The 20,354-nt window shown below is 60.2% G+C and carries 18 protein-coding genes and 3 tRNA genes; 7 read left to right on the top strand and 14 right to left on the bottom strand.

Annotated features, from left to right (window positions below):
* Positions 1-24 precede the first annotated feature (24 nt).
* The 4 genes from ispH to JK208_RS05020 all read left to right on the top strand — a co-directional run bounded on the left by ispH (position 25) and on the right by JK208_RS05020 (position 2,622).
* Positions 25-1,035: a 4-hydroxy-3-methylbut-2-enyl diphosphate reductase gene (gene ispH / locus JK208_RS05035; protein ID WP_211574564.1), complete on the top strand. Its 1,011-nt coding sequence runs from the start codon at positions 25-27 to the stop codon at positions 1,033-1,035.
* A gap of 6 nt (positions 1,036-1,041) precedes the next feature.
* Positions 1,042-1,992 (top strand): homoserine kinase, encoded by a 951-nt coding sequence (locus JK208_RS05030; RefSeq protein WP_211574563.1) that lies wholly within the window; start codon positions 1,042-1,044, stop codon positions 1,990-1,992.
* Positions 1,985-2,437, top strand: coding sequence for a ribonuclease HI (gene rnhA / locus JK208_RS05025; protein ID WP_211574562.1), 453 nt, complete (start codon positions 1,985-1,987; stop codon positions 2,435-2,437). Before JK208_RS05030 ends, rnhA begins: the two co-directional genes overlap by 8 nt.
* Positions 2,438-2,546: 109 nt before the next feature.
* Positions 2,547-2,622, top strand: a tRNA-Asn gene (locus tag JK208_RS05020).
* 71 nt (positions 2,623-2,693) lie between these two features.
* Here JK208_RS05020 and JK208_RS05015 read toward each other — a convergent pair.
* The gene (locus JK208_RS05015; RefSeq protein WP_194262156.1) at positions 2,694-3,920 is read right to left on the bottom strand and encodes an MFS transporter; all 1,227 of its coding nucleotides are present in this window, start codon (positions 3,918-3,920) and stop codon (positions 2,694-2,696) included.
* A gap of 70 nt (positions 3,921-3,990) precedes the next feature.
* Here JK208_RS05015 and gpt point away from each other — a divergent pair, with 70 nt between their 5' ends.
* The 3 genes from gpt to JK208_RS05000 all read left to right on the top strand — a co-directional run bounded on the left by gpt (position 3,991) and on the right by JK208_RS05000 (position 4,717).
* Positions 3,991-4,497, top strand: coding sequence for a xanthine phosphoribosyltransferase (gene gpt, locus JK208_RS05010; protein ID WP_211574561.1), 507 nt, complete (start codon positions 3,991-3,993; stop codon positions 4,495-4,497).
* Positions 4,498-4,546: 49 nt separating this feature from the next.
* Positions 4,547-4,623 (top strand) — tRNA-Pro (locus JK208_RS05005).
* A 17-nt stretch (positions 4,624-4,640) separates the two neighbouring features.
* Positions 4,641-4,717: transfer RNA gene (locus JK208_RS05000), tRNA-Arg, on the top strand.
* A gap of 43 nt (positions 4,718-4,760) precedes the next feature.
* Here JK208_RS05000 and JK208_RS04995 read toward each other — a convergent pair.
* The 13 genes from JK208_RS04995 to murC form a co-directional block, all read right to left on the bottom strand.
* Positions 4,761-5,171: an Ivy family c-type lysozyme inhibitor gene (locus tag JK208_RS04995; RefSeq protein ID WP_211574560.1), complete on the bottom strand. Its 411-nt coding sequence runs from the start codon at positions 5,169-5,171 to the stop codon at positions 4,761-4,763.
* 11 nt (positions 5,172-5,182) lie between these two features.
* Positions 5,183-5,755 carry a nicotinamidase gene (locus JK208_RS04990; protein ID WP_211574559.1) on the bottom strand — a complete coding sequence of 191 codons (573 nt, stop codon included), beginning with the start codon at positions 5,753-5,755 and terminating at the stop codon, positions 5,183-5,185.
* Between the two features lie 36 nt (positions 5,756-5,791).
* Positions 5,792-7,141, bottom strand: a complete 1,350-nt coding sequence (locus JK208_RS04985; RefSeq protein WP_211574558.1) for a hemolysin family protein — start codon at positions 7,139-7,141, stop codon at positions 5,792-5,794.
* A 70-nt stretch (positions 7,142-7,211) separates the two neighbouring features.
* A complete protein-coding gene (ligA, locus tag JK208_RS04980) occupies positions 7,212-9,263 on the bottom strand; it encodes an NAD-dependent DNA ligase LigA (RefSeq protein ID WP_211574557.1) in 2,052 nt (683 codons plus the stop codon).
* Positions 9,260-10,981 carry a DNA repair protein RecN gene (recN, locus tag JK208_RS04975; RefSeq protein WP_211574556.1) on the bottom strand — a complete coding sequence of 574 codons (1,722 nt, stop codon included), beginning with the start codon at positions 10,979-10,981 and terminating at the stop codon, positions 9,260-9,262. The genes ligA and recN overlap by 4 nt, the downstream gene beginning before the upstream one ends.
* 45 nt (positions 10,982-11,026) lie before the next feature.
* Positions 11,027-11,926, bottom strand: coding sequence for an outer membrane protein assembly factor BamD (locus tag JK208_RS04970; RefSeq protein ID WP_211564056.1), 900 nt, complete (start codon positions 11,924-11,926; stop codon positions 11,027-11,029).
* A gap of 69 nt (positions 11,927-11,995) precedes the next feature.
* Positions 11,996-13,027 carry a UDP-3-O-acyl-N-acetylglucosamine deacetylase gene (lpxC, locus tag JK208_RS04965; RefSeq protein WP_211574555.1) on the bottom strand — a complete coding sequence of 344 codons (1,032 nt, stop codon included), beginning with the start codon at positions 13,025-13,027 and terminating at the stop codon, positions 11,996-11,998.
* A gap of 118 nt (positions 13,028-13,145) precedes the next feature.
* Positions 13,146-14,678, bottom strand: coding sequence for a cell division protein FtsZ (gene ftsZ, locus JK208_RS04960; protein WP_211574554.1), 1,533 nt, complete (start codon positions 14,676-14,678; stop codon positions 13,146-13,148).
* A 57-nt stretch (positions 14,679-14,735) separates the two neighbouring features.
* Positions 14,736-16,133, bottom strand: a complete 1,398-nt coding sequence (ftsA, locus tag JK208_RS04955) for a cell division protein FtsA (protein WP_211574553.1) — start codon at positions 16,131-16,133, stop codon at positions 14,736-14,738.
* Positions 16,130-17,086: a cell division protein FtsQ/DivIB gene (locus JK208_RS04950; RefSeq protein ID WP_211574552.1), complete on the bottom strand. Its 957-nt coding sequence runs from the start codon at positions 17,084-17,086 to the stop codon at positions 16,130-16,132. The genes ftsA and JK208_RS04950 overlap by 4 nt, the downstream gene beginning before the upstream one ends.
* Complete coding sequence (locus JK208_RS04945; protein ID WP_211574551.1) at positions 17,086-17,997, bottom strand: D-alanine--D-alanine ligase; 912 nt, start codon at positions 17,995-17,997, stop codon at positions 17,086-17,088. The genes JK208_RS04950 and JK208_RS04945 overlap by 1 nt, the downstream gene beginning before the upstream one ends.
* The gene (gene murB / locus JK208_RS04940; RefSeq protein ID WP_211574550.1) at positions 17,994-18,914 is read right to left on the bottom strand and encodes a UDP-N-acetylmuramate dehydrogenase; all 921 of its coding nucleotides are present in this window, start codon (positions 18,912-18,914) and stop codon (positions 17,994-17,996) included. The genes JK208_RS04945 and murB overlap by 4 nt, the downstream gene beginning before the upstream one ends.
* Entirely contained in the window at positions 18,911-20,344 is a 1,434-nt protein-coding gene (gene murC / locus JK208_RS04935; protein WP_211574549.1) for a UDP-N-acetylmuramate--L-alanine ligase, read from the bottom strand. Before murC ends, murB begins: the two co-directional genes overlap by 4 nt.
* Positions 20,345-20,354: the final 10 nt, after the last annotated feature.

Here is a 20,354-nt window from a genome sequence, read left to right as displayed (position 1 = left end):
AACTCCGCCCGCTTGGGGAACACCATGTCAGAACAGACGACTTTCGCTCCTGCCCGCACCAATGGTGTGGGCGCTCCTCCAACCCTTCGCGTCCTGCTTGCCGGTCCGCGTGGATTCTGTGCCGGTGTGGACCGCGCCATCCGTGTCGTGGAAGAGGCGCTGCGTCGCTATGGCGCTCCGGTCTATGTCCGTCACGAGATCGTCCATAACCGGACCGTCGTTGAGGGGCTTGAGGCCAAGGGGGCCATTTTCGTCGAGGAACTGGACGAGGTTCCCGAGGACGGACATGTTGTTTTTTCCGCGCATGGCGTTCCGAAATCCGTTCCCGCCGAGGCCCAGCGCCGCAATCTGCTGTATCTGGATGCAACATGCCCGCTGGTGTCGAAGGTTCATCGTGAGGCCGAGCGTCACTTCGCGGGTGGTGGGCCGGACCAGCTCCATATCCTCATGATCGGCCATGCGGGCCATCCGGAAGTTGTTGGCACCATGGGCCAGCTCCCGCCGGGTGCTGTCACGCTCATCAACGATGCGGAAGAAGCCCGTACGATCCAGCCGGAAGACCCCGCGAAACTGGCCTTCATCACGCAGACCACATTGTCGGTCGATGATACGGCCGAGATCGTGGACATCCTGCGTTCGCGCTTCCCGCTCATCGAGGGGCCGAAGCGCGAAGACATCTGCTACGCGACGACCAACCGTCAGGAAGCCGTGAAGGCGATTGCGCCCGAAAGTGATCTGGTGATCGTGATCGGTTCTCCGAACTCGTCCAACTCACAGCGCCTGCGGGAAGTGGCCGAGCGGTCTGGCGCGCGTCGTGCACTTTTGGTGCCGAAGCTTGAGAATCTGGACTGGAGCGTCCTTGAAGGCGTGGAAACGCTGGGCATCAGTGCCGGTGCGTCCGCTCCCGAGAGTCTTGTGCAGGAGATGGTGACGGCTCTGGCCGAGAAATACACGCTCAAGATCGAAGAGCGGATCGTCAAGGAAGAGAACATCAACTTCCGTCTGCCCGGTCCGCTGGCTGGCGAGGAAGACTGATTTCTCATGGCCGTCTATACGGAACTGGCGGCCGAGACGCTTGAAGCGTTTCTTGGCACTTACGCGATCGGCACTCTGGTCTCGTTTCATGGCATCGCCGAGGGTGTCGAAAACAGCAATTTCCTCCTCCGTACGTCGGAGGGGGATTTTATTCTTACGCTGTTCGAGCGTCGGGTGAATGCCAGTGAGCTTCCGTGGTTTCTGGGGCTTATGCAGCATCTTGCGGGCAGGGGGCTGAACTGCCCGCTTCCCGTATCCGACCGGAATGGCACCGCGCTGCGGACTCTCGCAGACCGTCCGGCTGCCATCACGACATTCCTTCCCGGTGTGTCTGCAACCCAGCTCGATGCAGGGCTGTGTTTGGAACTCGGCAAGGCGCTGGCCCGGCTGCATATTGCTGGCGAAGGATATAGTGCCGTTCGTCCGAATGCGCTGTCTCCGGCGGCATGGGGGCCGCTGCTTGACAGTTGTGGCGAGAGTGGAGATGCGCTGTCGCCCGGCCTGACGGCTGAAGTGCGGACTGCGTTGCAGCGGATCGAAAGCGCATGGCCTCTGCCGGATGAACTGCCGCGTGGGCAGATCCATGCGGATCTGTTTCCGGACAATGTTTTCTTCCAGAACGGGCAGGTGTCGGGTCTGATCGACTTCTATTTCGCCTGTACGGATTTTCTGGCTTACGATCTGGCGATCTGCCTGAATGCCTGGTGTTTCCGGGACGAAAAGACATTTGCGCCGTCATTCGCTGCGGCCCTTCTTCAGGGTTATGAAAGTGTTCGTCCGCTGACCGAGGCGGAGAAATCGGCGCTTCCCCTTTTGTGTCAGGGGGCTTCGATCCGCTTTCTGCTGACGCGCCTGTATGACTGGATCAACACCCCGGCCAATGCGCTCGTGACTCGCAAAGACCCGCTGGCCTATCTGGTGCGCCTGCGGCATTTCGCAGGTGTTTCCCATGTCTGAGGCCTCTGCGGAGCGGCCTCAGGTGGAAATCTGGACGGATGGCGGGTGCAAACCCAATCCCGGCCCGGGGGGCTGGGGTGCGCTTCTGGTCTGTCGCGGTCAGGAAAAGGAGCTTCTGGGTGGGCATCCCGAAACGACCAACAACCGTATGGAAATGACGGCCGCCGCCGAGGCGCTGGAGGCTCTGAAGCGCCCCTGCATCGTGACACTGCATACGGATAGCGAATATCTGCGGAATGGCATTACCCGCTGGCATACGGGCTGGGTACGCCGGAAATGGCGGAATGCGGCTGGGGACCCTGTCGCTAATATGGATCTGTGGCAGCGTATTCTGGAAGCTGCGAAGCCGCATGAGATTGAATGGCTCTGGGTCAAAGGGCATTCGGGCGACGCAAACAACGAACGCGTGGATCAGCTTGCAACGCGGGGGCGGGAAGAGCTCTGAAAATAGCGGTTTTTCTCAGGTCTTTGAAGAAAAACGAAAAAATCTCCAAAAAAAGTTCATTTAGGGGCTTTACCGACCCCGACCATTTGGCTACATACCACCTCGCCGGTCCCGAATAGCTCAGTTGGTAGAGCAAGCGACTGTTAATCGCTGGGTCGTAGGTTCGAGTCCTACTTCGGGAGCCAGCCTTTCTTTTGAAAAGCTGCTTCGGCCGCAATAAAAAGCTCCCTTCCGGGAGCTTTTTGCGTTTCAGGCTTTACTGTTCTTCGGGGAAGACGTCTTCCAGACGATCCAGCGCCCAGAGTCGCGGGAAAAGCCGCGCCCATGCGGCCGCCACCAGAATGGTGCCGACGCCGCCCGCGATCACGGCTGCCTCTGGTCCGATCGCCGTTCCGAGCATCCCGCTCTCAAATTCGCCAAGCTGGTTGCTGGACCCGATGAACAGCGTATTGACGGCTGAGACACGTCCACGCATCGAATCCGGTGTTGCAAGCTGGATCAACGAGGAACGGATGACGACGCTGATGACGTCAGCAGCTCCGAGGATCATCAATGCGACAATCGAGACCCAGACCGTGTGGGACGCGCCAAAGACAATCGTCGCTATGCCGAACACGACGACCGACACGAACATGACGAGACCTGCACGCCCCTTGAGGGGGTAACGGGACAGGCCCCAGGACATCAGGAGTGCGCCAATCGCCGGAGCCGCGCGAAGCAGTCCCAGCCCGACCGGACCGACATGCAGGATGCCGTCGGCATAAACCGGGAGCATGGCTGTGGCGCCGCCCAAAAGAACGGCGAACAGATCGAGCGTAATTGCCCCCAGCAGGTCACGGCGGCGATTAAGAAAAGAGAGACCGGCAAAGACCGAAGCGAATGTGATCGGTTCTTTTGGGGGAACGGTGTGCACCAGCTTCAGGGAGAATGTTCCTGAGAAAGCCACCGCGAACCCGATGGTCGAGAGGCCATAGCAGACGACTGGCCCAATGCCGTAAAGCAGGCCGCCAAGGCTGGGGCCGACGATGGATGCTGTCATGAAGAGCGAGGAGAGCAGCGCCTGCGCGCGGGGCAGAAGGGATGGAGGTGCGATGGCAGGAAGAAATGCTTGCTGGCAGGGCATCTCGAAGCTGCGCAGAACACCATAGAAGGCTGCGAACGCATAGATGCCGCCCGTCGTCAGCCCGTGAAGTGCAGCAGCCACGGCGAGGGCGGCTGTAGAGAGAATTTCGCAGATCTGACAGACAAGGACGATGGTGCGCCGGTTGAAGCGGTCCGCAACGTGTCCTGCGACGAATGTCAGCGGGATCATGGGCAGGAACTGTGCCAGCCCCAGATAGCCCAGAGAGGCTACGTCATGCGTCAGCGCATAGATCTGCCATCCGATGGCGATCGTCATGGTGGTCGCGGAAAGCTGTGAGAAAATTCTTCCGACGATAAGAGCCGGAAGGCCGGGGAGGGTGCGCAGGGCCGGATCGATCATTGCGGCACTTTAGGCACTTCCATCTCTCAAGTTTATTGCAAAATTGCGAGACGGAAGGCAGAGGAAGATCATGACAGCCAATCAGACTCCCCAAACCGTTCATTATGCGACCGTCACCTGGGACCAGCTCCATCGTGATGCGCGCCTTCTGGCCTCAACTCTCATGCAAAAGCATGGACCGTTCCGCGGGATCGTTGCCATTACCCGTGGTGGCTTGATCCCTGCCGCCATTCTTGGTCGCGAAATGGGCTGCCGCCTGATCGAGAGCGTTTCGGTCATCAGCTATGCGGGCGAAGAAGGCACGCAGCATGAGCCGAAAGTCGTCAAGCCGCCTGTTGCTGCGGGAGATGGCGAAAGCTTCCTGATTGTGGACGACCTTGTGGATTCGGGCGTAACGGCCCGTATCGTGCGCGAACTGCTGCCCAAAGCAGTTTTCGCGTGCCTCTATGCCAAGCCTGAAGGCAAACCCTTCACGGATCATTATGTGACGGAAGTTGCGCAGGACACCTGGGTGCTCTTTCCGTGGGACACAGCACCGCTTTTCGTGCCGCCGCTCGTAAGAAGCGAAGGCGAATAAAAAAACCCTCTTGCCTCGACCGGCCAGACATCCTAGGTTCCGGCCAGTTCGGGGCGTGGCGCAGCCTGGTAGCGCGCTTGTTTTGGGTACAAGAGGCCCCCGGTTCGAGTCCGGGCGCCCCGACCAGTTAACGGCCAATTGATGCGCCCTTAGCTCAGATGGATAGAGCAACAGCCTTCTAAGCTGTGGGTCGATGGTTCGAATCCATCAGGGCGCACCAGCCATTCCAGAGACATCGGCTGGCGCTCCATTTTTCTTTAAATTCAGTCTGCTGGATTATTATCCAGATAGGCTTTGAGAAGAACCTTCTGCATCTCGGCATCGGGTGCGCCCAGAAAAGTCTGTTTCAGCGGCCCATCCCGTTCGATGCTCAACAGCCCCCATGCCGCTGAATGGTCTTTCGCAAAAACAACCTCAAGCTGCTCTGCCGCACAGTCATGCTGGCGGCACATATGCCCCAGAAGATAAGACTTGCCCCCAATGCTGAAATCGCTGACCGGCACGGAGGTCGCATGTGCCGTCATCACCCATGACGGCAGTGTCACCATAGCCTGATAGGCCTGCCGGAATCCTTGCGTGTTCGCCAGATCTGCCGTTATCGGAGGTGTCGCTGCTGAGGCAGTCTGGAATGCCGCACATGCAAGTATTGCAGGAAGCAGTCGGGTTATATGCATGATTGTGCCCTTCAGAAGGTATTCAGGTTTTTCAACCGAACGCCTTGTTTTTCAAGTTTTTCCAATGTGGCAGTTGGGTTAGAGGAAATCCCCCGGCAGGCTTCCGGCACGACGTCGGTTTGATAGCCGCAACTTATGGCATCCAGCGCCGTCGCCATGACGCAGTAATCCAGAGCCAGCCCACAGACGACCACACGGTCTATGCCGAGACCTTTTAATAACCCGTCGAGCCCTGTTGAAGTTGCACGATCATTGTCGAGAAACCCCGAATAGCTGTCCCGCTCCTGCAGAACGCCTTTGCGGATAATGTGCGTTATTGGCTCGGGTGTGAGTGTTTCAGGAAAATCAGCCCCTTGGGTGCCAGCAACACAGTGAACCGGCCAAGGACCGCCTTGAGAGCTGAAAGAACAGTGATGGGAAGGGTGCCAGTCCTGCGTTGCGATCACTGCCCTGAACGGGCGTCTGGCAAGCGCGTTGACGGCTTCAAGGATGCTATCGCCGTCCGGTACGGCAAGCGCACCGCCGGGCAGGAAATCATTCTGGATATCGACGAGGATAAGAGCGGAGCGGCTGAGATCGATCATGTCACGATCTAAGCAGCCTGCGTCCGGCAGAGGAAGTCAGTTCAGGCGTGTCACCAGTAACTGGTTGATTCTGAAGCCTTCCACGTCCACCACTTCAAACCGGAATCCCGACGATTGCACACTGTCCGCCTTGCGCGCCATGCGACGCAGACGGTTCATGACAAAGCCGCCAACCGTGTCAAAGTTTTGGGCATCGTCGAACATGGGAATGTCCAGTTCGCGGATGACGTCGCCGATGGGGGCCGCGCCGTCGATCAGCCAGGATTTGTCGTCGCGGCGGACGATGGCCTGTTCCTCGAATGGGCTCACCAGACCGTCCATCAGGGCGCCCATGATGTCCTTGTAGGTGATGAGGCCGACCACGAGACCATATTCGTTGACGATCAGGGCAAAGCCTGCCGAATGCGCCTCGAACTGGGCGAGGGTTTCCCACAAATTCAGGGTGTCGGGGAGCGAGAGGACATCGCGGCGCATGCGGAAGATCTGGCTGGCGATGGTGGTCAGACCCGTGCTTTTGGGCTGGGGTTCGTCGACAACGGCAACCAGAACGTCTTCTGCGCGAATGGAGCCGATGACCTTATCGAGACCGCCGTCGCAGAGCGGGTAGCGCGAGTAGGGCCGGACCCGCACTTTGTCGCGCTGGCTTTCAGGGCTTTCCTGTACGTCCAGAAAGACGATCTCGTCGCGTGGTGTCATGGCGGACGTGACGGCGCGGTCCTGAAGGCCGAGCACGTTCTGGATCATCTGGTGCTCTTCTTCCAAAAGCACGCCGGAGGCTGTTCCGGCCGCGAGAATGGCGCGCAGGTCTTCAGGCGTGACGGGCTCGACGGTTGCGGCGGCCGGGATCTTGAGAAGTTTGAGCAGCCAGTCGGAGATTTTCGAGAAAACCAGAACCGCCGGGTAGAGAACTTTCAGGGCGATGGCGGGAAACCAGCCGACCTTGAGCGCGATCCGGTCGGGCGCGTTCATGGCAATCCGCTTGGGCAGTAGATCCGCAAACAGGACGAAAAGGCCGGTGATCAGCATAAAGGAACAGGCCGAACCCAGCTTGCTGGCAAGTGCTGGGCTTGTGCCCATCGCACGAAACCCCGTCGCGATCGGGTCGCTCAGCATGGATTCGCTGATGATGCCGCCCAGAACGCCGACCGCGTTCAGGCAGATCTGAAGGACCGTGATGACCTGACCGCTGTTGCGTCGCAGTTTGAGAAACGCGACAGCACGGGGATCTCCCGCTTCGGCTCTGGAACGAAGGCGCACATCCCGTGCCGCGGCAAAAGAGATCTCCGATAGTGAGATCAGGATGGAGACGCCAATCAGCGCGACCGTGGCAGCTAAGCCCAGCAGGAGGAAAACGATCTGTTGCTGGGAGGAGGGAAGGACTGACATGCGGGAGGCGTTATACCCTGAAAAAGTGAAATATTACCAACTTTCTCACGGTTTTGGTTTTGCAGTTCTGTTACAGCCCTGCCAAGTTGCGCCAGCCGTCCTCATCCGTGGTTTCAATCCCGAGTTCGGCGGCTTTCTTGGCTTTCGAGCCTGCTTTTTCACCGAGGACGACCAGAGACGTTTTCTTCGATACGCTGTCCGTCACCTGCGCACCCAGCCTTTCGGCAATGGCTTTGGCTTCCGGACGGGACATGGTTGTCATGGTCCCTGTGAACACGATGACTTTTCCCGAAAGATGGCCTTCCTGAGGGGCGTCTTCGGGAGTGATCTCCGTCAGTTCCGTCGCAAGATCATCAAGAGTTTCGATGTTATGGCTCTCGGCGAAAAAGGCGGACAGTTCGTCGGCAATCGCATCGCCTACACCCATGATCGCGCCGAGGGCCGCTCGTTCTTCTGAATCCGGGCGGGCGGCCAGCATGGCGTCGCGCCAGTTTTCGAAAGTCTGATAGTGTCGTGCCAGAAGCTGGGCATTGCGTTCGCCGATACGTCGGATGCCAAGGCCAAAAACAAGACGTGCCAGCGGGATCGTCCGTCGTTCGTCAATTGCACGGAACAGGTTGTCGACCGACAGCCGCCCCCAGCCGTCGCGCTGGAGCAGGGCGTCTTCATGCGTCCGCAGGCGGAAAATGTCGCCCGGTGTGCGGATATATCCAGCGTCGTGGAATTCGCGGATGCTGCGTTCGCCAAGGCCATCAATGTCGAAGGCGTTGCGCGAGACCATGTGGATTAGGCGTTCCACGACCTGAGCTTCACAGGTCAGGCCGCCCGTGCAGCGACGGACGGCTTCCCCATGAACACGCTCGGCGAGAGATCCGCAGACCGGGCAGTGATCGGGATAGACAAAGGGTTCTGAGCGCGGTTCCTCGCTTGGTACCGGGCCAAGGATCTGAGGAATGACGTCTCCGGCGCGTTGCAGGCGGACCAGATCGCCGATGCGCACGTCCTTGCGGGTAATTTCGTCTTCGTTATGCAGTGTGGCACGCGAGACGATGACACCGCCGACATTCACCGGCTCCAGATGCGCGACTGGCGTCAGGGCACCTGTACGGCCCACCTGAATTTCGATTTCCAGCAGGCGGGTGATGGCCTGCTCGGCCGGAAATTTCCAGGCTATGGCCCAGCGCGGCGCGCGGCCAACGAAACCCAGCCGCTCCTGCAAGCTGATATCGTCCAGTTTGAAGACGATACCATCGATATCGTAGTCCAGCCCTGAACGCTCGCGGGCCAGTTTGTCGACATAGGCGGGAATGTCGCTGGCATGGGCGATCATTTCGGAGAGTGGATTGACCCTGAAGCCCCAGCTCCGCAATTTTTCGAGGTAGCCCCAGTGCGTTGTGGCAACGGGCGAGGATGTGTAGCCCTGAGCGTAAGCAAAGAGAGAAAGCGGTCGGCTGCGGGTGATTTCAGCGTCCAGCTGTCGCAGAGAACCCGCGGCTGCGTTGCGGGGGTTGGCGAAGGGACGCGCGCCGCGTGCGACCTGCTGTTCGTTCAGGGTGAGGAAGCTGCTTTTGGAGAGGAAGACTTCGCCGCGGATTTCGAGACGTTCAGGAACAGGTCCGGCGAGTTCGTGCGGAATATCGTTCAGGGTCAAGAGGTTGGCGGTGACATCCTCACCTTCGATTCCGTCTCCACGTGTGGTGCCACGGACGAAACGGCCGTGTTCGTAGGTCAGGCTGATCGAAAGGCCGTCGATCTTGGGTTCAGCAACGAACTGAAGAGCCTGAAGACGTTGTTCGTCCAGCCCGAGAAAGCGCCCGACCTTTGAGACAAAACCGTCAAAGCCTTCCGGGTCGAAGACGTTGTCGAGAGACAGCATCGGAACGAGGTGACGGTATTTCCCGAAAGCGGAATCAGGTGCCGATCCGACGCGCTGGCTGAAGCCATTTTCAGATCGAAGATCCGGGTGTGCGTCTTCCAGAGCCAGAAGTTCGCGCCGGGCCGCATCATAGACGGCATCAGACACTTCCGGTTCGTCGCGCCCATGATAGGCCTCGTCCCACCGTGCGAGGTCCGCTTCGAGTTCAGCGTGACGCTCGGCGGCGGAGACTGGGGCAGTGGTCATGAAATCTGATGTCCAAGAAGGCTGTCGGCGGCCCCGCGGGCCGCGTCGGTAATGATGTCGCCCGCAAGCATCCGGGCGATTTCCTCACGCCGGGCGTCATGAGGCAGAGGTTCGGCCAGTGTTTCGGTCCGGTCGTTGCGGACACGTTTGGCGATTCGCAAATGGTGGTCGCCACGCGCCGCGACCTGCGGACTATGGGTGACGACCAGAACCTGCACGTCTTGCGCGACCTTGTGAAGCCGGTCACCGATTGAGGATGCGGTGGCACCGCCCACGCCAGAATCGACCTCGTCGAAGACCAGTGTGCCGATGTCGGAGCGTTCTGCCAGCACTACTTTCAGTGCCAGCATCAGGCGTGACAGCTCACCGCCTGATGCCACCTTGGCGAGCGGTCCGGGAGACTGCCCGGGGTTAGCAGCGATCAGGAAGGAGGCCTGTTCCATGCCCTGACTGTTCCAGTGATCGGGTTCCAGAGGCAGGAGCGAGACGATGAAGCGCGCGCGTTCCAGTTTGACGGGGCGCAGTTCCGTGCTGACCGCTTTTTCGAGCTTTTCGGCAGCTTTCTGGCGGGCGGCAGAGAGGGTGCGCGCGGCGTCTTCATAGGCCAGACGGGCTTCGGTCAGGGCTGTCTGAAGACGGGCCAGCTCGGCGTTACCGGAATCCAGTGCGCTCAGTCGTGTTTTCAGAGCGGCGAGAAAGCCGGGCAGTTCGGCCACGGAAATATTGTGTTTGCGAGCCTCGGCCCGAAGCGCAAACAGCCGTTCTTCCGTTTCTTCCAGCAGGCGCGGATCACCTTCCGTGTCTGCGGCAAGGCGGCTCAGCAGCATCTCCGCTTCGGCAAGGGCTTCTTCAGCTTTTCCGAGGGCGTCGAGCGCGTCCTGTGCCTGTGTCTGGTGGCTGTCTGAGAGGGTTTCCGTTTCTGTCGGGGCTGGCAGTAGTCTTGCGAGCGCGCGGCTGGCTGCACGCAGGGCGGCAGCAGGCGCGGATGAGCGGCGGTCACGGGGGGTCAGTTCTGACAGGGCGGCAGCAACGGCTTCGCCCCGGCGTTCATCACGCTGGAGGCTGACGCGCGTGGCTGCGAGCGCATCTTCCTCGCCCTCCTGTGGAGCCAGACGTTCCAGATCGTCCACTGTCTGACGCAGCCATTCTTCCTCGCGTGCTGCGGCTTCCATGTCGGTGCGAGCGGCTTTGAGGGCATTGCGTGCTGCGGCCCATTGCCGGAACGTGCTGGCCGTTTTCTCCCGGAGCGGCGGGGCAATTCCGAACGCGTCCAGTAGATCCAGATGGGTACTCTGATCGGCAAGCCCCATCTGTTCGTGCTGGCCCTGAATTTCCACGAGATGGGCACCCACGCGACGTAACAGGCCAACGCCGACCGGTTGGTCACAGATATAGGCGCGGGAACGGGCATCCGGCGTTACGATCCGTCGCAGGACGATCGGGTCCGACGGGTCTTCGCGGACAATGCCGTGTTCGTCGAGCAGGGCGAGAACGGGGTGGCGAGCGTTGACTTCGAAAATAGCTGAGACGCTGGCCTGCGTGGCGCCTGAGCGCACGAGGCCACCGCTGGCACGTTCTCCGAGAGCCAGCCCCAGACTGTCGAGCAGGATGGACTTTCCTGCCCCGGTCTCGCCAGTCAGAACGGTCAGACCGGGGGCGAGACCAAGATCGAGTTTTTCGATCAGAACGACGTCGCGGATCGAGAGATGGGTCAGCATGACAGCAATGTTGGGAGTGGTGTGACCAGTTTTAAAGGGCTGGTATCAGAAGACGCTGTGCCACATCCGCGAGAAAAATCCACGATGGTCCTGCTGGCCCGGATGGACGACAGGCTTCTTGAGATCGCCATTGAGCAGCTTATTCTCCCGAAGATCATTATAGGCATAACGATACCACTGGCTGTCGGGATAGTTGTAGCCGAGAACGGAAGCCGTCTGGCGGGCCTGATCCTTGAGACCAAGGGACAGATAGACTTCCACGAGACGCTCAAGAGCCTCGGCAACGTGGTTGGTCGTCTGATAGTCCTGCACGACGCGTTGATAACGTGTCATGGCAGCTTCGTAGTTGCGCTGCTGCTGATACCAGCGGCCAACCAGCATTTCTTTGCCAGCCAGATGGTCGCGGCACAGATCGATCTTCAATTGGGCGTCGCGGGCGTAGGACGTCTGGGGGAAGCGGGTGATGACTTCTTCAAGCGCGTCCAGTGCCTCGACCGTACCCTGCTGATCACGTTCAACATTGGCAATCTGTTCGTAATAGCAGAGAGCACGCAGATAGAAGGCGTAGGCTGCATCAGGGCTGGTCGGATGCAACTGGAGATAACGTTCGAGCTGCTGAACCGAAAGTGCGTATTCGCCCTGAAGGTAATACGCATATCCCTCCATCAGCTCCGCATTTCCAGTGAAACCGGAATAGGGATAATTTTGCTGAAGCAGTTCGAATTCGCCACCAGCCAGTTCGTAATGGCCCGTATGCAGCGCATCGATTCCGTAATTATACAGAGTCTCGGCATCAGCTGTTTTTGGAATCGCTGGTTTTTCGTGCTGATGCGAAAACAGGGAGCAGCCGGACAGCAGCAGAAGTCCGCTGACAGCCGCAGCTCTCAGAATGAAACCACCATTCGTGACCGATGCTTCAAAATGACGCTGAGTGCTGCTTGTCATACCTGCTCTTCCCGTGGAAGCCCGTCTTATATCACGGGAATGCGCTGACGAAAGACCTGCCATGCGGCCTCAGGCGGCAACGCGCGTGCGCAAAGCTTTTGTAACGGACCGGGAAGGGGCTGTGGAAACGAAACGCCAGTTGGAAGCATCTGAAAAAACGGTTCGCAGAAGCTTGTTGTTGAGCGTGTGTCCGGATTTATGGCCAATGAAACCAGCCTGCATCCGGTGTCCGGCACAATAAAGGTCGCCAATGGCATCAAGTAATTTATGGCGGGCAAACTCGCGCTCGATTTTCAGTCCAGCAGGGTTGAGGATGTTTTCGCCATCCACGACGACGGCATTTTCCAGTGATCCACCGCGCGCAAGACCAATACTCTGAAGATATTCAATGTCCTGACGATTCACGAATGTCCGGCAGAACGCCACTTCTTCCATGAAGCGCTGTTCGTTGAGCTGCATGGCGTAACGCTGGTTTCCGATGGCCTGTGCTGCAAAGCTCAGGGAAATGGCCAGTGACAGTCCGCGCTGGGCAGGGCGCAGTTCGGCAAATGCTCCGTCTTCGCCTTCGACGCGAACATTACGCAGGATCTCAATGACCTGGCGAGGTGTATCAAGGATCTTGCGACCAGCGCACTGGATCAGGAATGCAAAGGCGTCAGAAGAACCGTCGAGAACCGGCAGTTCAGGACCGCTGACCGAAATTAGGATATTGTCGATCTCGCAGGCATTGAGGGCCGCCATCAAATGTTCGATCGTTGCGACACGCAGGGAGGGATCGGCCTCGCACGCGACGACAGTTGAAAGGCGCGTATCCACGATGTGGTCATAGGTCGCCGGAAAAGAAGATGACCCTTCTCTGTCGGAACGCTGGAACCGGATTCCCGTATTGGCAGCAGCAGGAGAAAGATGGAGGTCGACCGTGAGACCGCTATGCAGGGCGATCCCCTGACAGTGAATGGGGTGTGCAAGAGTGGTCTGCAGGTTTTTTGAACCGCTGCGCTCAGTGCGGGAAGGCGAACCATCAAGGCCCGATGCCGTCTCTGGCTTTATGACATCAACGCCACGCGCCGTTTTTACACCTTGCTTGGGCGTCACCTGCATAAAGCCTCCGAAAAATCTGGTTCCGGAGACTAGAAAACAGATACTGGACTTTGGTTCCAGTCAACGATTGTTGCCGGATATTACCCCTCTCGCCCTGCGAGCAAGAGGGGGGCGTTGATCAGCGACGCAGATAGGTTGGGATATCCAGATTGGAATCATCGCTGCCGCTCGAAGGCTGTTCGGGGTGCTGCGGGGCCTGATGCTGGTAATTGTCGCGTGTGTTGGGTTCTGCGCGCTGCGTTGGCTGCTGGCCCTGCTGAGGCTGGGGCGGACGGCTGCGGAAAGCGCCTGTGACCATACCGAACAGGCTACGGGGCGGTTCGGCCTGCTGCTGGGGAGCGTGGCGGGAGGGATCTGAAAACAGACCAGCTCGAGGAGAAGGCTGATGGGCGCTCTCCTGCCGATGCGCGGGGTTTTCAGGGGCAGTCTGCTCGGGAGCAGGGGCTTCCTGTGCGGACAGGGGAGCTGTGTTGTGAGCCTGTGTCTGTTGTGCGTCGAGTGCGAAATTCGGGCGCGGCGGGCCACCAGCATAGGTTGAGCCGGGCTGGAAAGACGGTGCGCTGGCACGTGAAGACGCTGTTTCCCGGGTGGCAGGCTGGGACATGGGGTTTGCGTGCGGCGCCGATGCCTGAACGGGTTCGGGAGCAGCAGAAGGGTCATGTGAGGGCTGGGTGTCGATGCCGGTTGCGACGACCGAGACGCGCACGCGACCGTTCAGCTTCTCGTCAATCAGGGCGCCGAAGATGATGTTTGCATCGTCGGCCACTTCCTCACGGATACGGTCTGCTGCGGCGTTGACTTCGTACAGCGTCAAGTCTTCGCCACCGGTGATGTTGATGAGAAGACCGCGTGCGCCCGCCATGGAGGCATCTTCCAGCAGCGGATTGGAAATCGCACGTTCGGCTGCGAGGACGGCACGGTCTTCCGCGTCTTCTTCGCTGGAGGCTTCGCCCGTACCCATCATGGCCTTGCCCATCTCTTCCATCACGGCCTTGACGTCCGCGAAATCGAGATTGATCAGACCAGGAGAGACCATAAGGTCCGTAATGCCGCGGACGCCCATGTTCAGGACGTTGTCGGCCATCCGGAAGGCTTCGCGGAATGTCGTGTTCTGTGTTGCGGAATTAAAAAGATTCTGGTTCGGGATGACGATCAGCGTATCGACGTGCTTCTGAAGCTCGGCGATGCCCTTTTCAGCAGCCGTTGTGCGGCGACGCCCTTCGAAATTGAAAGGCTTCGAGACGACGCCGACCGTCAGGACGCCGCGTTCGCGTGCCATGCGTGCGATGACCGGAGCCGCCCCCGTCCCTGTGCCGCCGCCCATGCCAGCCGTGATAAAGACCAGATTCGCGCCTTCAAGCTGCCGGTCGATTTCCTGAGCAGCTTCTTCAGCGGCTTCACGACCGATTTCCGGCTTTGCGCCTGCACCCAGGCCGCGGGTCAGATGCGGGCCGAGCTGGACGCGGCGTTCAGCCTTGGAATGGGCAAGCTGCTGTGCGTCGGTGTTGGCAACGACGAATTCGACGCCCTTGAGATCAGACGCAATCATGTTGTCGACGGCGTTCGTCCCGCCGCCGCCAACGCCGATCACGGTAATCCGTGGCGCCAGCTCAACGTGGGAATTGGGAGTAGGGGTAAGGTTCAGCGTCATGATCTGGTCCGGAACTTCAGGAAAGCGACAGGTGAGGGCGTTATGATCTGTAATAGCTTATACATTATTGCGTATGAAGCCTACGAGACGTTTAACAAGTCCGCGAGGTCTTGGTTCGGGTGCGGATATATCTCCGAAGTCCCGATCCGCACCCGCTGCCCAGGCCAGAAGCCCCGCAGCGGTTGAAAAGCCTGCCGAAGCCGCGGCTGTCTCAGGCAGGCCGTAGATATTCTGGGGTTTTCCCATCCGGACAGGACGGCCCAGAATACGGGTAGCGACAGGCACGATCCCCTCAAGCAGGGATGCTCCGCCTGTCAGGACGACCCTGCCGTTGGCCAGTCGGCCCAGTCCGGCATTGTCGAGGGACTGCCGGACGAGTTCAAGGGTTTCCTCGATCCGGGGCTGGATGACGGAAATGACCTTGGAACGCTGTAGGCGCACCAAACGGTCGCTGTTTTCGCCGATCAGGGGAACCGACAGGATTTCCCGCTGGTCGTCGGAACCCATCTGGGCTGCGCCATACATCGTCTTGAGACGTTCGGCTGTTTCCAGAGAGGTTGACAGGACGCCCGCGATATCGCGCGTGACATGCAGGCCGCCGACGCGGATTTGGGCCGTGTGCAGCAGTTTGCCTTCGCAGAAAACTGCCAGAGAGGTGGTGCCACCGCCCATTTCCACAACCGTGACGCCAAGCTCCCGCTCTTCCGCCGCGAGAACCGAAATGCCCGAGGCAAAGGGGCTTGCAACCAGCCCATCCAGCTTGAGTTCTGCATGTTGCAGAACGGCATCCAGAGTGCGCAGGGCGCTGGAGTTCATGTCCACGACATGCATCCGGGTCGCCAGTTCTTCGCACTGGTGGCCGATGGGATCGGCAATGCCGGGAATGGAATCCACGACATATCCGATCGGGAGCGTATGGATGACCTCCCGGCCCTCCATCCAGGCGCGGGCCTGTCCTTCCGCAATGAGGCGCTGAACGTCCCCGGCCGTCACTTCGCGTCCACCGATCGGGATTTGGGCGTCCACCAGCCGGCTCAGCGGCCTGCCGCAAGACAGGTTGACGACGAGGGAGTCCATGCGCCGTTCGGCGGCTTCCTCGGCCTGACCGACCGTCGCCCGGATCGCGGCTTCGGCTTCGCGGATATCGACGATCGATCCTGAGCGGATACCGTGGGAACGGCGCCATCCGTGACCCAGAACCTGAATGGAACCGTCGGCCTCTCCCTTGCCGATCAGGCAGGTCATTTTCGTCGTGCCGATATCAAGTGCGCCGAAAATGCCCGGACGCCATGCGATACTGCGATGCGTCTCTTCGGGAGGGAGCGTTAGGATGTCGCGCGGGACACGGTTGACGCTGACATCACGCTCGCCGCCGACGGGGATGAGGGACCGGCCTCTCAGACCGCCCCGGCGCCGGAATGCCGGAAGATCTGACATGGACGTAAGGTCATTCATGGCTGCTTCGTGCTGTCTGCTGGGGGTGGAGGAGAGGATGGAGACGGATCGGGTTTCGCTCCTTCGGCAGGTGGAGTGGCTGCAACTGGGGCGGCCTGTGGAGGCTGGTGGACGACCATTCTGTCCGGGAGGCGCAGATCAATCGACTGCACCGGACGTTCCAGCAGGCGCATGCTCTGCTGGTAACGCGCCAGACGCGCAAAAGCTGCAGCTTCTTCGCCTTCAGGCAGCAAAACAGTGGTGCCATCCTTGAGCGTTGCATTCCAGCGGCGGCTTCCGACCCGGATCAGCGCCGTGACCTGAGCCTTGACCAGCGGTTCGTGGTTGAGCGCGTCAATAACGCTTGCAGCAGCGGTATTGGCGCCTTCACCCACAACGAGAGGAAGCTGGAGAAAAGCCTGCGCATTCTTCCCGGTCAGGCCCTGATCGGGAACTTCCTCGCCGACGCGGTTGATGAGCATGAAATGCCCGCGGTCCTGCCAGACGGCGATCGGGGTGCGCTCGACCAGTGTAATGATGACGGTATCGGGCATGTGTCGCTCGACCGTGGCGTGGTCGATGAATGGCAATTCGTCCAGTCGCTGGCGGGCGGCTTCGACGGAGAACCCGAAAATCGGGTGTCCGATGGAGGTTCCGAGCGCGTCCTGAATTGAGGCTTCGCTCGTCATGCCGCGACCATTGATGACGATGTGGCGGATGGGCAGCGGCTCCATTGCGACCAGACGTTCGCGTAGGGGTGCAAAGCGTTCTTCCGAAGCTGCGTCATACAGCAGGCGCATGCCCGCACCTGCAAGACCCATCACGACCAGAAACACGATCGCAGGCCGGATCAGCCGCCGTTGCCGGCGCCAGAACAGCTTTGCCCGGGACGGACGGTCTTCCTGAGGCGGCATGGCCCCGGAATAACGCTCCCGGACAAAATCGTTTTTCTGAAAGGACGGGTCTTCCCGCATCAGCGTATCAGGGCCTCCCGGACCATCCAGTCACACAGCTCCGGATAGGGAATGCCACAATAGGCAGCCTGTTCCGGAAGCAGGGATGTGGGTGTCATCCCCGGCTGCGTGTTGACCTCGAGAATGATCAGCGTGTCGGTATCCTCGTCATAGCGGAAATCCGTACGGCTGGCACCCTGACAGCCCAGCGCTTGATGGGCGCGCAGGGCGTAGTCGAGCGCGCGATCCGTTACAGCCTGCGGAAGCTCGGCGGGAACGACGTGACGCGAGCCGCCAGCCTTGTACTTGGCTTCGAAATCGTAGAACGCAGCCGTTTCGCAGGGCAGGATGTCGGTGACGGCGAGAGCGCGGTTTCCCATGACGCTGGCGGTCAGTTCCCGGCCGGGGATGAAGCTCTCGACCAGTGCGTCTTTTCCGAAACGCCAGGTCTGTGCGATTTCCGCACGGCGGTTGTCTCCCGCTCGGACGATCTCGACGCCCACGGATGAGCCTTCGGCAACGGGCTTGATGACATAGGGGGCGGGAAGAGGGTCGGCTTCGGCCAGTTCCTCAACCGTCACCACACTCCCCTGCGCCACTGGCAGACCGGCAGCCGCCAGAAGGATGCGGGTAGCGCCCTTATCCATTGCGACGGCAGAGGCGCGGATTCCGGAATGCGTGTAGGGCAGGCCGAGCCATTCCAGAACGCCCTGAATGGCGCCATCTTCGCCGCGCGGGCCGTGCAGCGCATTGAAGACGACGTCCGGAGCTGCGGATTTCAGGCTGGCGATTGTCGCGGCGATGTCGGGCCCGACATCGATCGGTGTGACGTCGTGACCCGTCTCGCGCAGGGCCTTGATCACGGCATCGCCGGTTACGAGGCTGACGGGACGCTCGTTGGATGTCCCGCCCAGCAGGACTGCGACTTTCATAACGTCTGGTCTCCTTCGGACGGACGTCCGATCCGTTTGATTTCCCAATGCAGACTGACGCCGCTCTGTGCCAGAACTTTTTCGCGCACGGTCTCTCCCAACGTTTCCAGATCCGCGCTGCTGGCCTGTCCCAGATTGAGCAGGAAATTGCAGTGTTTTTCGCTGACCTGCGCATCTCCGATCCGAAGGCCGCGACATCCGGCTTCGTCGATCAGTTGCCAGGCCTTGTGGCCTTCCGGGTTGCGGAACGTGGAGCCGCCTGTGCGCGCACGGACGGGCTGTGAAGCCTCGCGAGACGCCCGGATATCTGCAATGCGGCTGCGGATGGCATTCGCATCATCGGGAGTTCCGCGTAGGCTTGCCCGGATCACCACGCTCCCTGGGGGAAGCTCTGAATGGCGATATGCAAAGCCCAGCTCGTCATGTGAAAGGCGTCGCAGATCGCCATTTTCCGTCAGGATTTCGGCCCATTCGAGAATGGCATCGAGATCCGATCCGTAGGCGCCTGCGTTCATGCGGGCAGCGCCCCCGATCGACCCCGGAATGCCAGCCAGAAATTCCAGACCAGCGAGACCGGCTGCGGCGGCATGTTCGGCCACGGTGATGTCGAGGGCTGCGGCCCCGACGATCAGGCTGTTGCCCTGTATGTCGATATCCGCAAAGCCACGCGCCAGACGAATGACCGTGCCTGCAATGCCGCCATCGCGGATGATGACGTTCGAGCACGCTCCCAGAATTGTGACCGGCATGGATGCAGGCTTTTCACGCAGGAAAAGTGCCAGATCGTCCTGATCTTCAGGGATGAAGACCCAGTCCGCCGGGCCGCCGACGCGGAACCACGCACGCGGACCAAGCGGGGTGTTCGGCGTCAGTCTTCCCCGCAGGCCCTTGACCGGAAAATCGCTGCTGTCTGTCATGCCGCGCCTTCGGTTGCGGGCTGCCGATTCAGGGCTTCGAGCTGGGCAGGGAGCGCCTGCGCCCACTGGGTGATGGTTCCGGCGCCGAGGCAGACAACATAGTCGCCCGGCTTGGCAATGGCGTTGATCATTTCCGGCAGATGCGCGGGGTCGGGGAGTGGCACGACGGAGCGGTGGCCGCGATCGCGCAGACCTTCGACGAGCGCGTCGCGGCCTGCACCTTCGATCGAGGATTCACCCGCAGCGTACACGTCTGCCACGATGACCGTATCGGCGTCGTTCATGCAGGTGCAGAATTCGTTGAACAGGACTTTCAGACGCGAATAACGGTGCGGCTGCACGACGGCGATGACGTTCTTTGCACCCGCCTGACGCGCGGCCTTCAGAACGGCGGCGATTTCAACCGGGTGATGGCCGTAATCGTCGATGATGGAGATGCCGTTATAGTCGCCGGTGCGCGTGAAGCGGCGCTTGACGCCCTTGAACGTCGTCAGGGCGGACGCGATGACGGAATCGCTGATTTCCATTTCAAGGGCAACAGCGATCGCCGCGAGCGAATTCAGGACGTTATGGTGTCCGAGCATGGGCAGACGGAAGGGACCCGCCCGACGGGAGCGGTTGCGCTGGCGGTTCGTGACGACGACCTCGAACGTAGCCCCCCGCTTGTCCATGACGACTTTTTCAGCGCGGATGTCGGCCTGCGGGCTGAAGCCGTAGGTGATGACGCGATGATCGGACAGGCGCGGGATCATCTGCTGGACCTGTGGGTGATCCACGCACAGGACGGCAAAACCATAGAACGGGATGTTGGAGACGAACTGGTCGTAACCGGCCTGCATGGCCTCTTCCGTGCCCCAGTGATCCAGATGTTCCGGGTCCATGTTCGTCACCACCGCGATCACGGCGGGCAGACGCAGGAAGGAGCCGTCGCTTTCGTCAGCCTCGACCACCATCCAGTCGCCTGAGCCCATGCGCGTATTGGTGCCATAGGCTTCGATGATGCCGCCGTTGATGACGGTCGGATCGAGTTTGGCATGTTCCAAAACACAGGCGACGAGGCTGGTCGTGGTGGTCTTGCCGTGCGTGCCGCCGATGGCGACGGACCAGCGCAGACGCATTAGTTCGGCCAGCATTTCTGCGCGCCGGACGACCGGAATGAGCTTGGCACGCGCCGCCACCACTTCGGGGTTGTCTTTCTTCACCGCCGTAGACGTTACGACAACCTGTGCATCACCCAGATTGGCAGCGTCATGGCCGATATGAACGACAATTCCGGACTGTCGCAGGCGTTGCACATTCGCGCCCTCCGCGATGTCTGAACCCTGCACCCTGTAGCCCAGCATATGCAGCACTTCGGCGATACCGGACATGCCGATGCCGCCGATACCGACGAAGTGAATGGTTCCGATGTTAAGGGGCAGGGCGCGCATGGGGCAGGTA

The organism is Gluconobacter sp. Dm-74 (assembly GCF_018256135.1).
Classification (GTDB): Bacteria; Pseudomonadota; Alphaproteobacteria; order Acetobacterales; family Acetobacteraceae; genus Gluconobacter; species Gluconobacter cadivus.
The sequence above is the reverse complement of the archived record's forward strand: the minus strand, read 5'-3'. Positions and strand labels throughout refer to the sequence as shown.

What these genes read in the sequence shown, in the direction of transcription:
- gpt (WP_211574561.1), top strand. Translation starts at nt 3,991, where the DNA reads ATGACAGCCAATCAGACTCCCCAAACCGTTCATTATGCGACCGTCACC.
- rnhA (WP_211574562.1), top strand. Translation starts at nt 1,985, where the DNA reads ATGTCTGAGGCCTCTGCGGAGCGGCCTCAGGTGGAAATCTGGACGGAT.
- lpxC (WP_211574555.1), bottom strand. Translation starts at nt 13,027, where the DNA reads ATGCAGGTGACGCCCAAGCAAGGTGTAAAAACGGCGCGTGGCGTTGAT.
- ftsA (WP_211574553.1), bottom strand. Translation starts at nt 16,133, where the DNA reads ATGAATGACCTTACGTCCATGTCAGATCTTCCGGCATTCCGGCGCCGG.
- murC (WP_211574549.1), bottom strand. Translation starts at nt 20,344, where the DNA reads ATGCGCGCCCTGCCCCTTAACATCGGAACCATTCACTTCGTCGGTATC.
- JK208_RS04945 (WP_211574551.1), bottom strand. Translation starts at nt 17,997, where the DNA reads ATGAAAGTCGCAGTCCTGCTGGGCGGGACATCCAACGAGCGTCCCGTC.
- JK208_RS04970 (WP_211564056.1), bottom strand. Translation starts at nt 11,926, where the DNA reads ATGACAAGCAGCACTCAGCGTCATTTTGAAGCATCGGTCACGAATGGT.
- JK208_RS05030 (WP_211574563.1), top strand. Translation starts at nt 1,042, where the DNA reads ATGGCCGTCTATACGGAACTGGCGGCCGAGACGCTTGAAGCGTTTCTT.
- JK208_RS04950 (WP_211574552.1), bottom strand. Translation starts at nt 17,086, where the DNA reads ATGCGGGAAGACCCGTCCTTTCAGAAAAACGATTTTGTCCGGGAGCGT.
- JK208_RS04990 (WP_211574559.1), bottom strand. Translation starts at nt 5,755, where the DNA reads ATGATCGATCTCAGCCGCTCCGCTCTTATCCTCGTCGATATCCAGAAT.
- JK208_RS04995 (WP_211574560.1), bottom strand. Translation starts at nt 5,171, where the DNA reads ATGCATATAACCCGACTGCTTCCTGCAATACTTGCATGTGCGGCATTC.
- recN (WP_211574556.1), bottom strand. Translation starts at nt 10,981, where the DNA reads ATGCTGACCCATCTCTCGATCCGCGACGTCGTTCTGATCGAAAAACTC.
- ligA (WP_211574557.1), bottom strand. Translation starts at nt 9,263, where the DNA reads ATGACCACTGCCCCAGTCTCCGCCGCCGAGCGTCACGCTGAACTCGAA.
- JK208_RS04985 (WP_211574558.1), bottom strand. Translation starts at nt 7,141, where the DNA reads ATGTCAGTCCTTCCCTCCTCCCAGCAACAGATCGTTTTCCTCCTGCTG.
- ispH (WP_211574564.1), top strand. Translation starts at nt 25, where the DNA reads ATGTCAGAACAGACGACTTTCGCTCCTGCCCGCACCAATGGTGTGGGC.
- murB (WP_211574550.1), bottom strand. Translation starts at nt 18,914, where the DNA reads ATGACAGACAGCAGCGATTTTCCGGTCAAGGGCCTGCGGGGAAGACTG.
- JK208_RS05015 (WP_194262156.1), bottom strand. Translation starts at nt 3,920, where the DNA reads ATGATCGATCCGGCCCTGCGCACCCTCCCCGGCCTTCCGGCTCTTATC.
- ftsZ (WP_211574554.1), bottom strand. Translation starts at nt 14,678, where the DNA reads ATGACGCTGAACCTTACCCCTACTCCCAATTCCCACGTTGAGCTGGCG.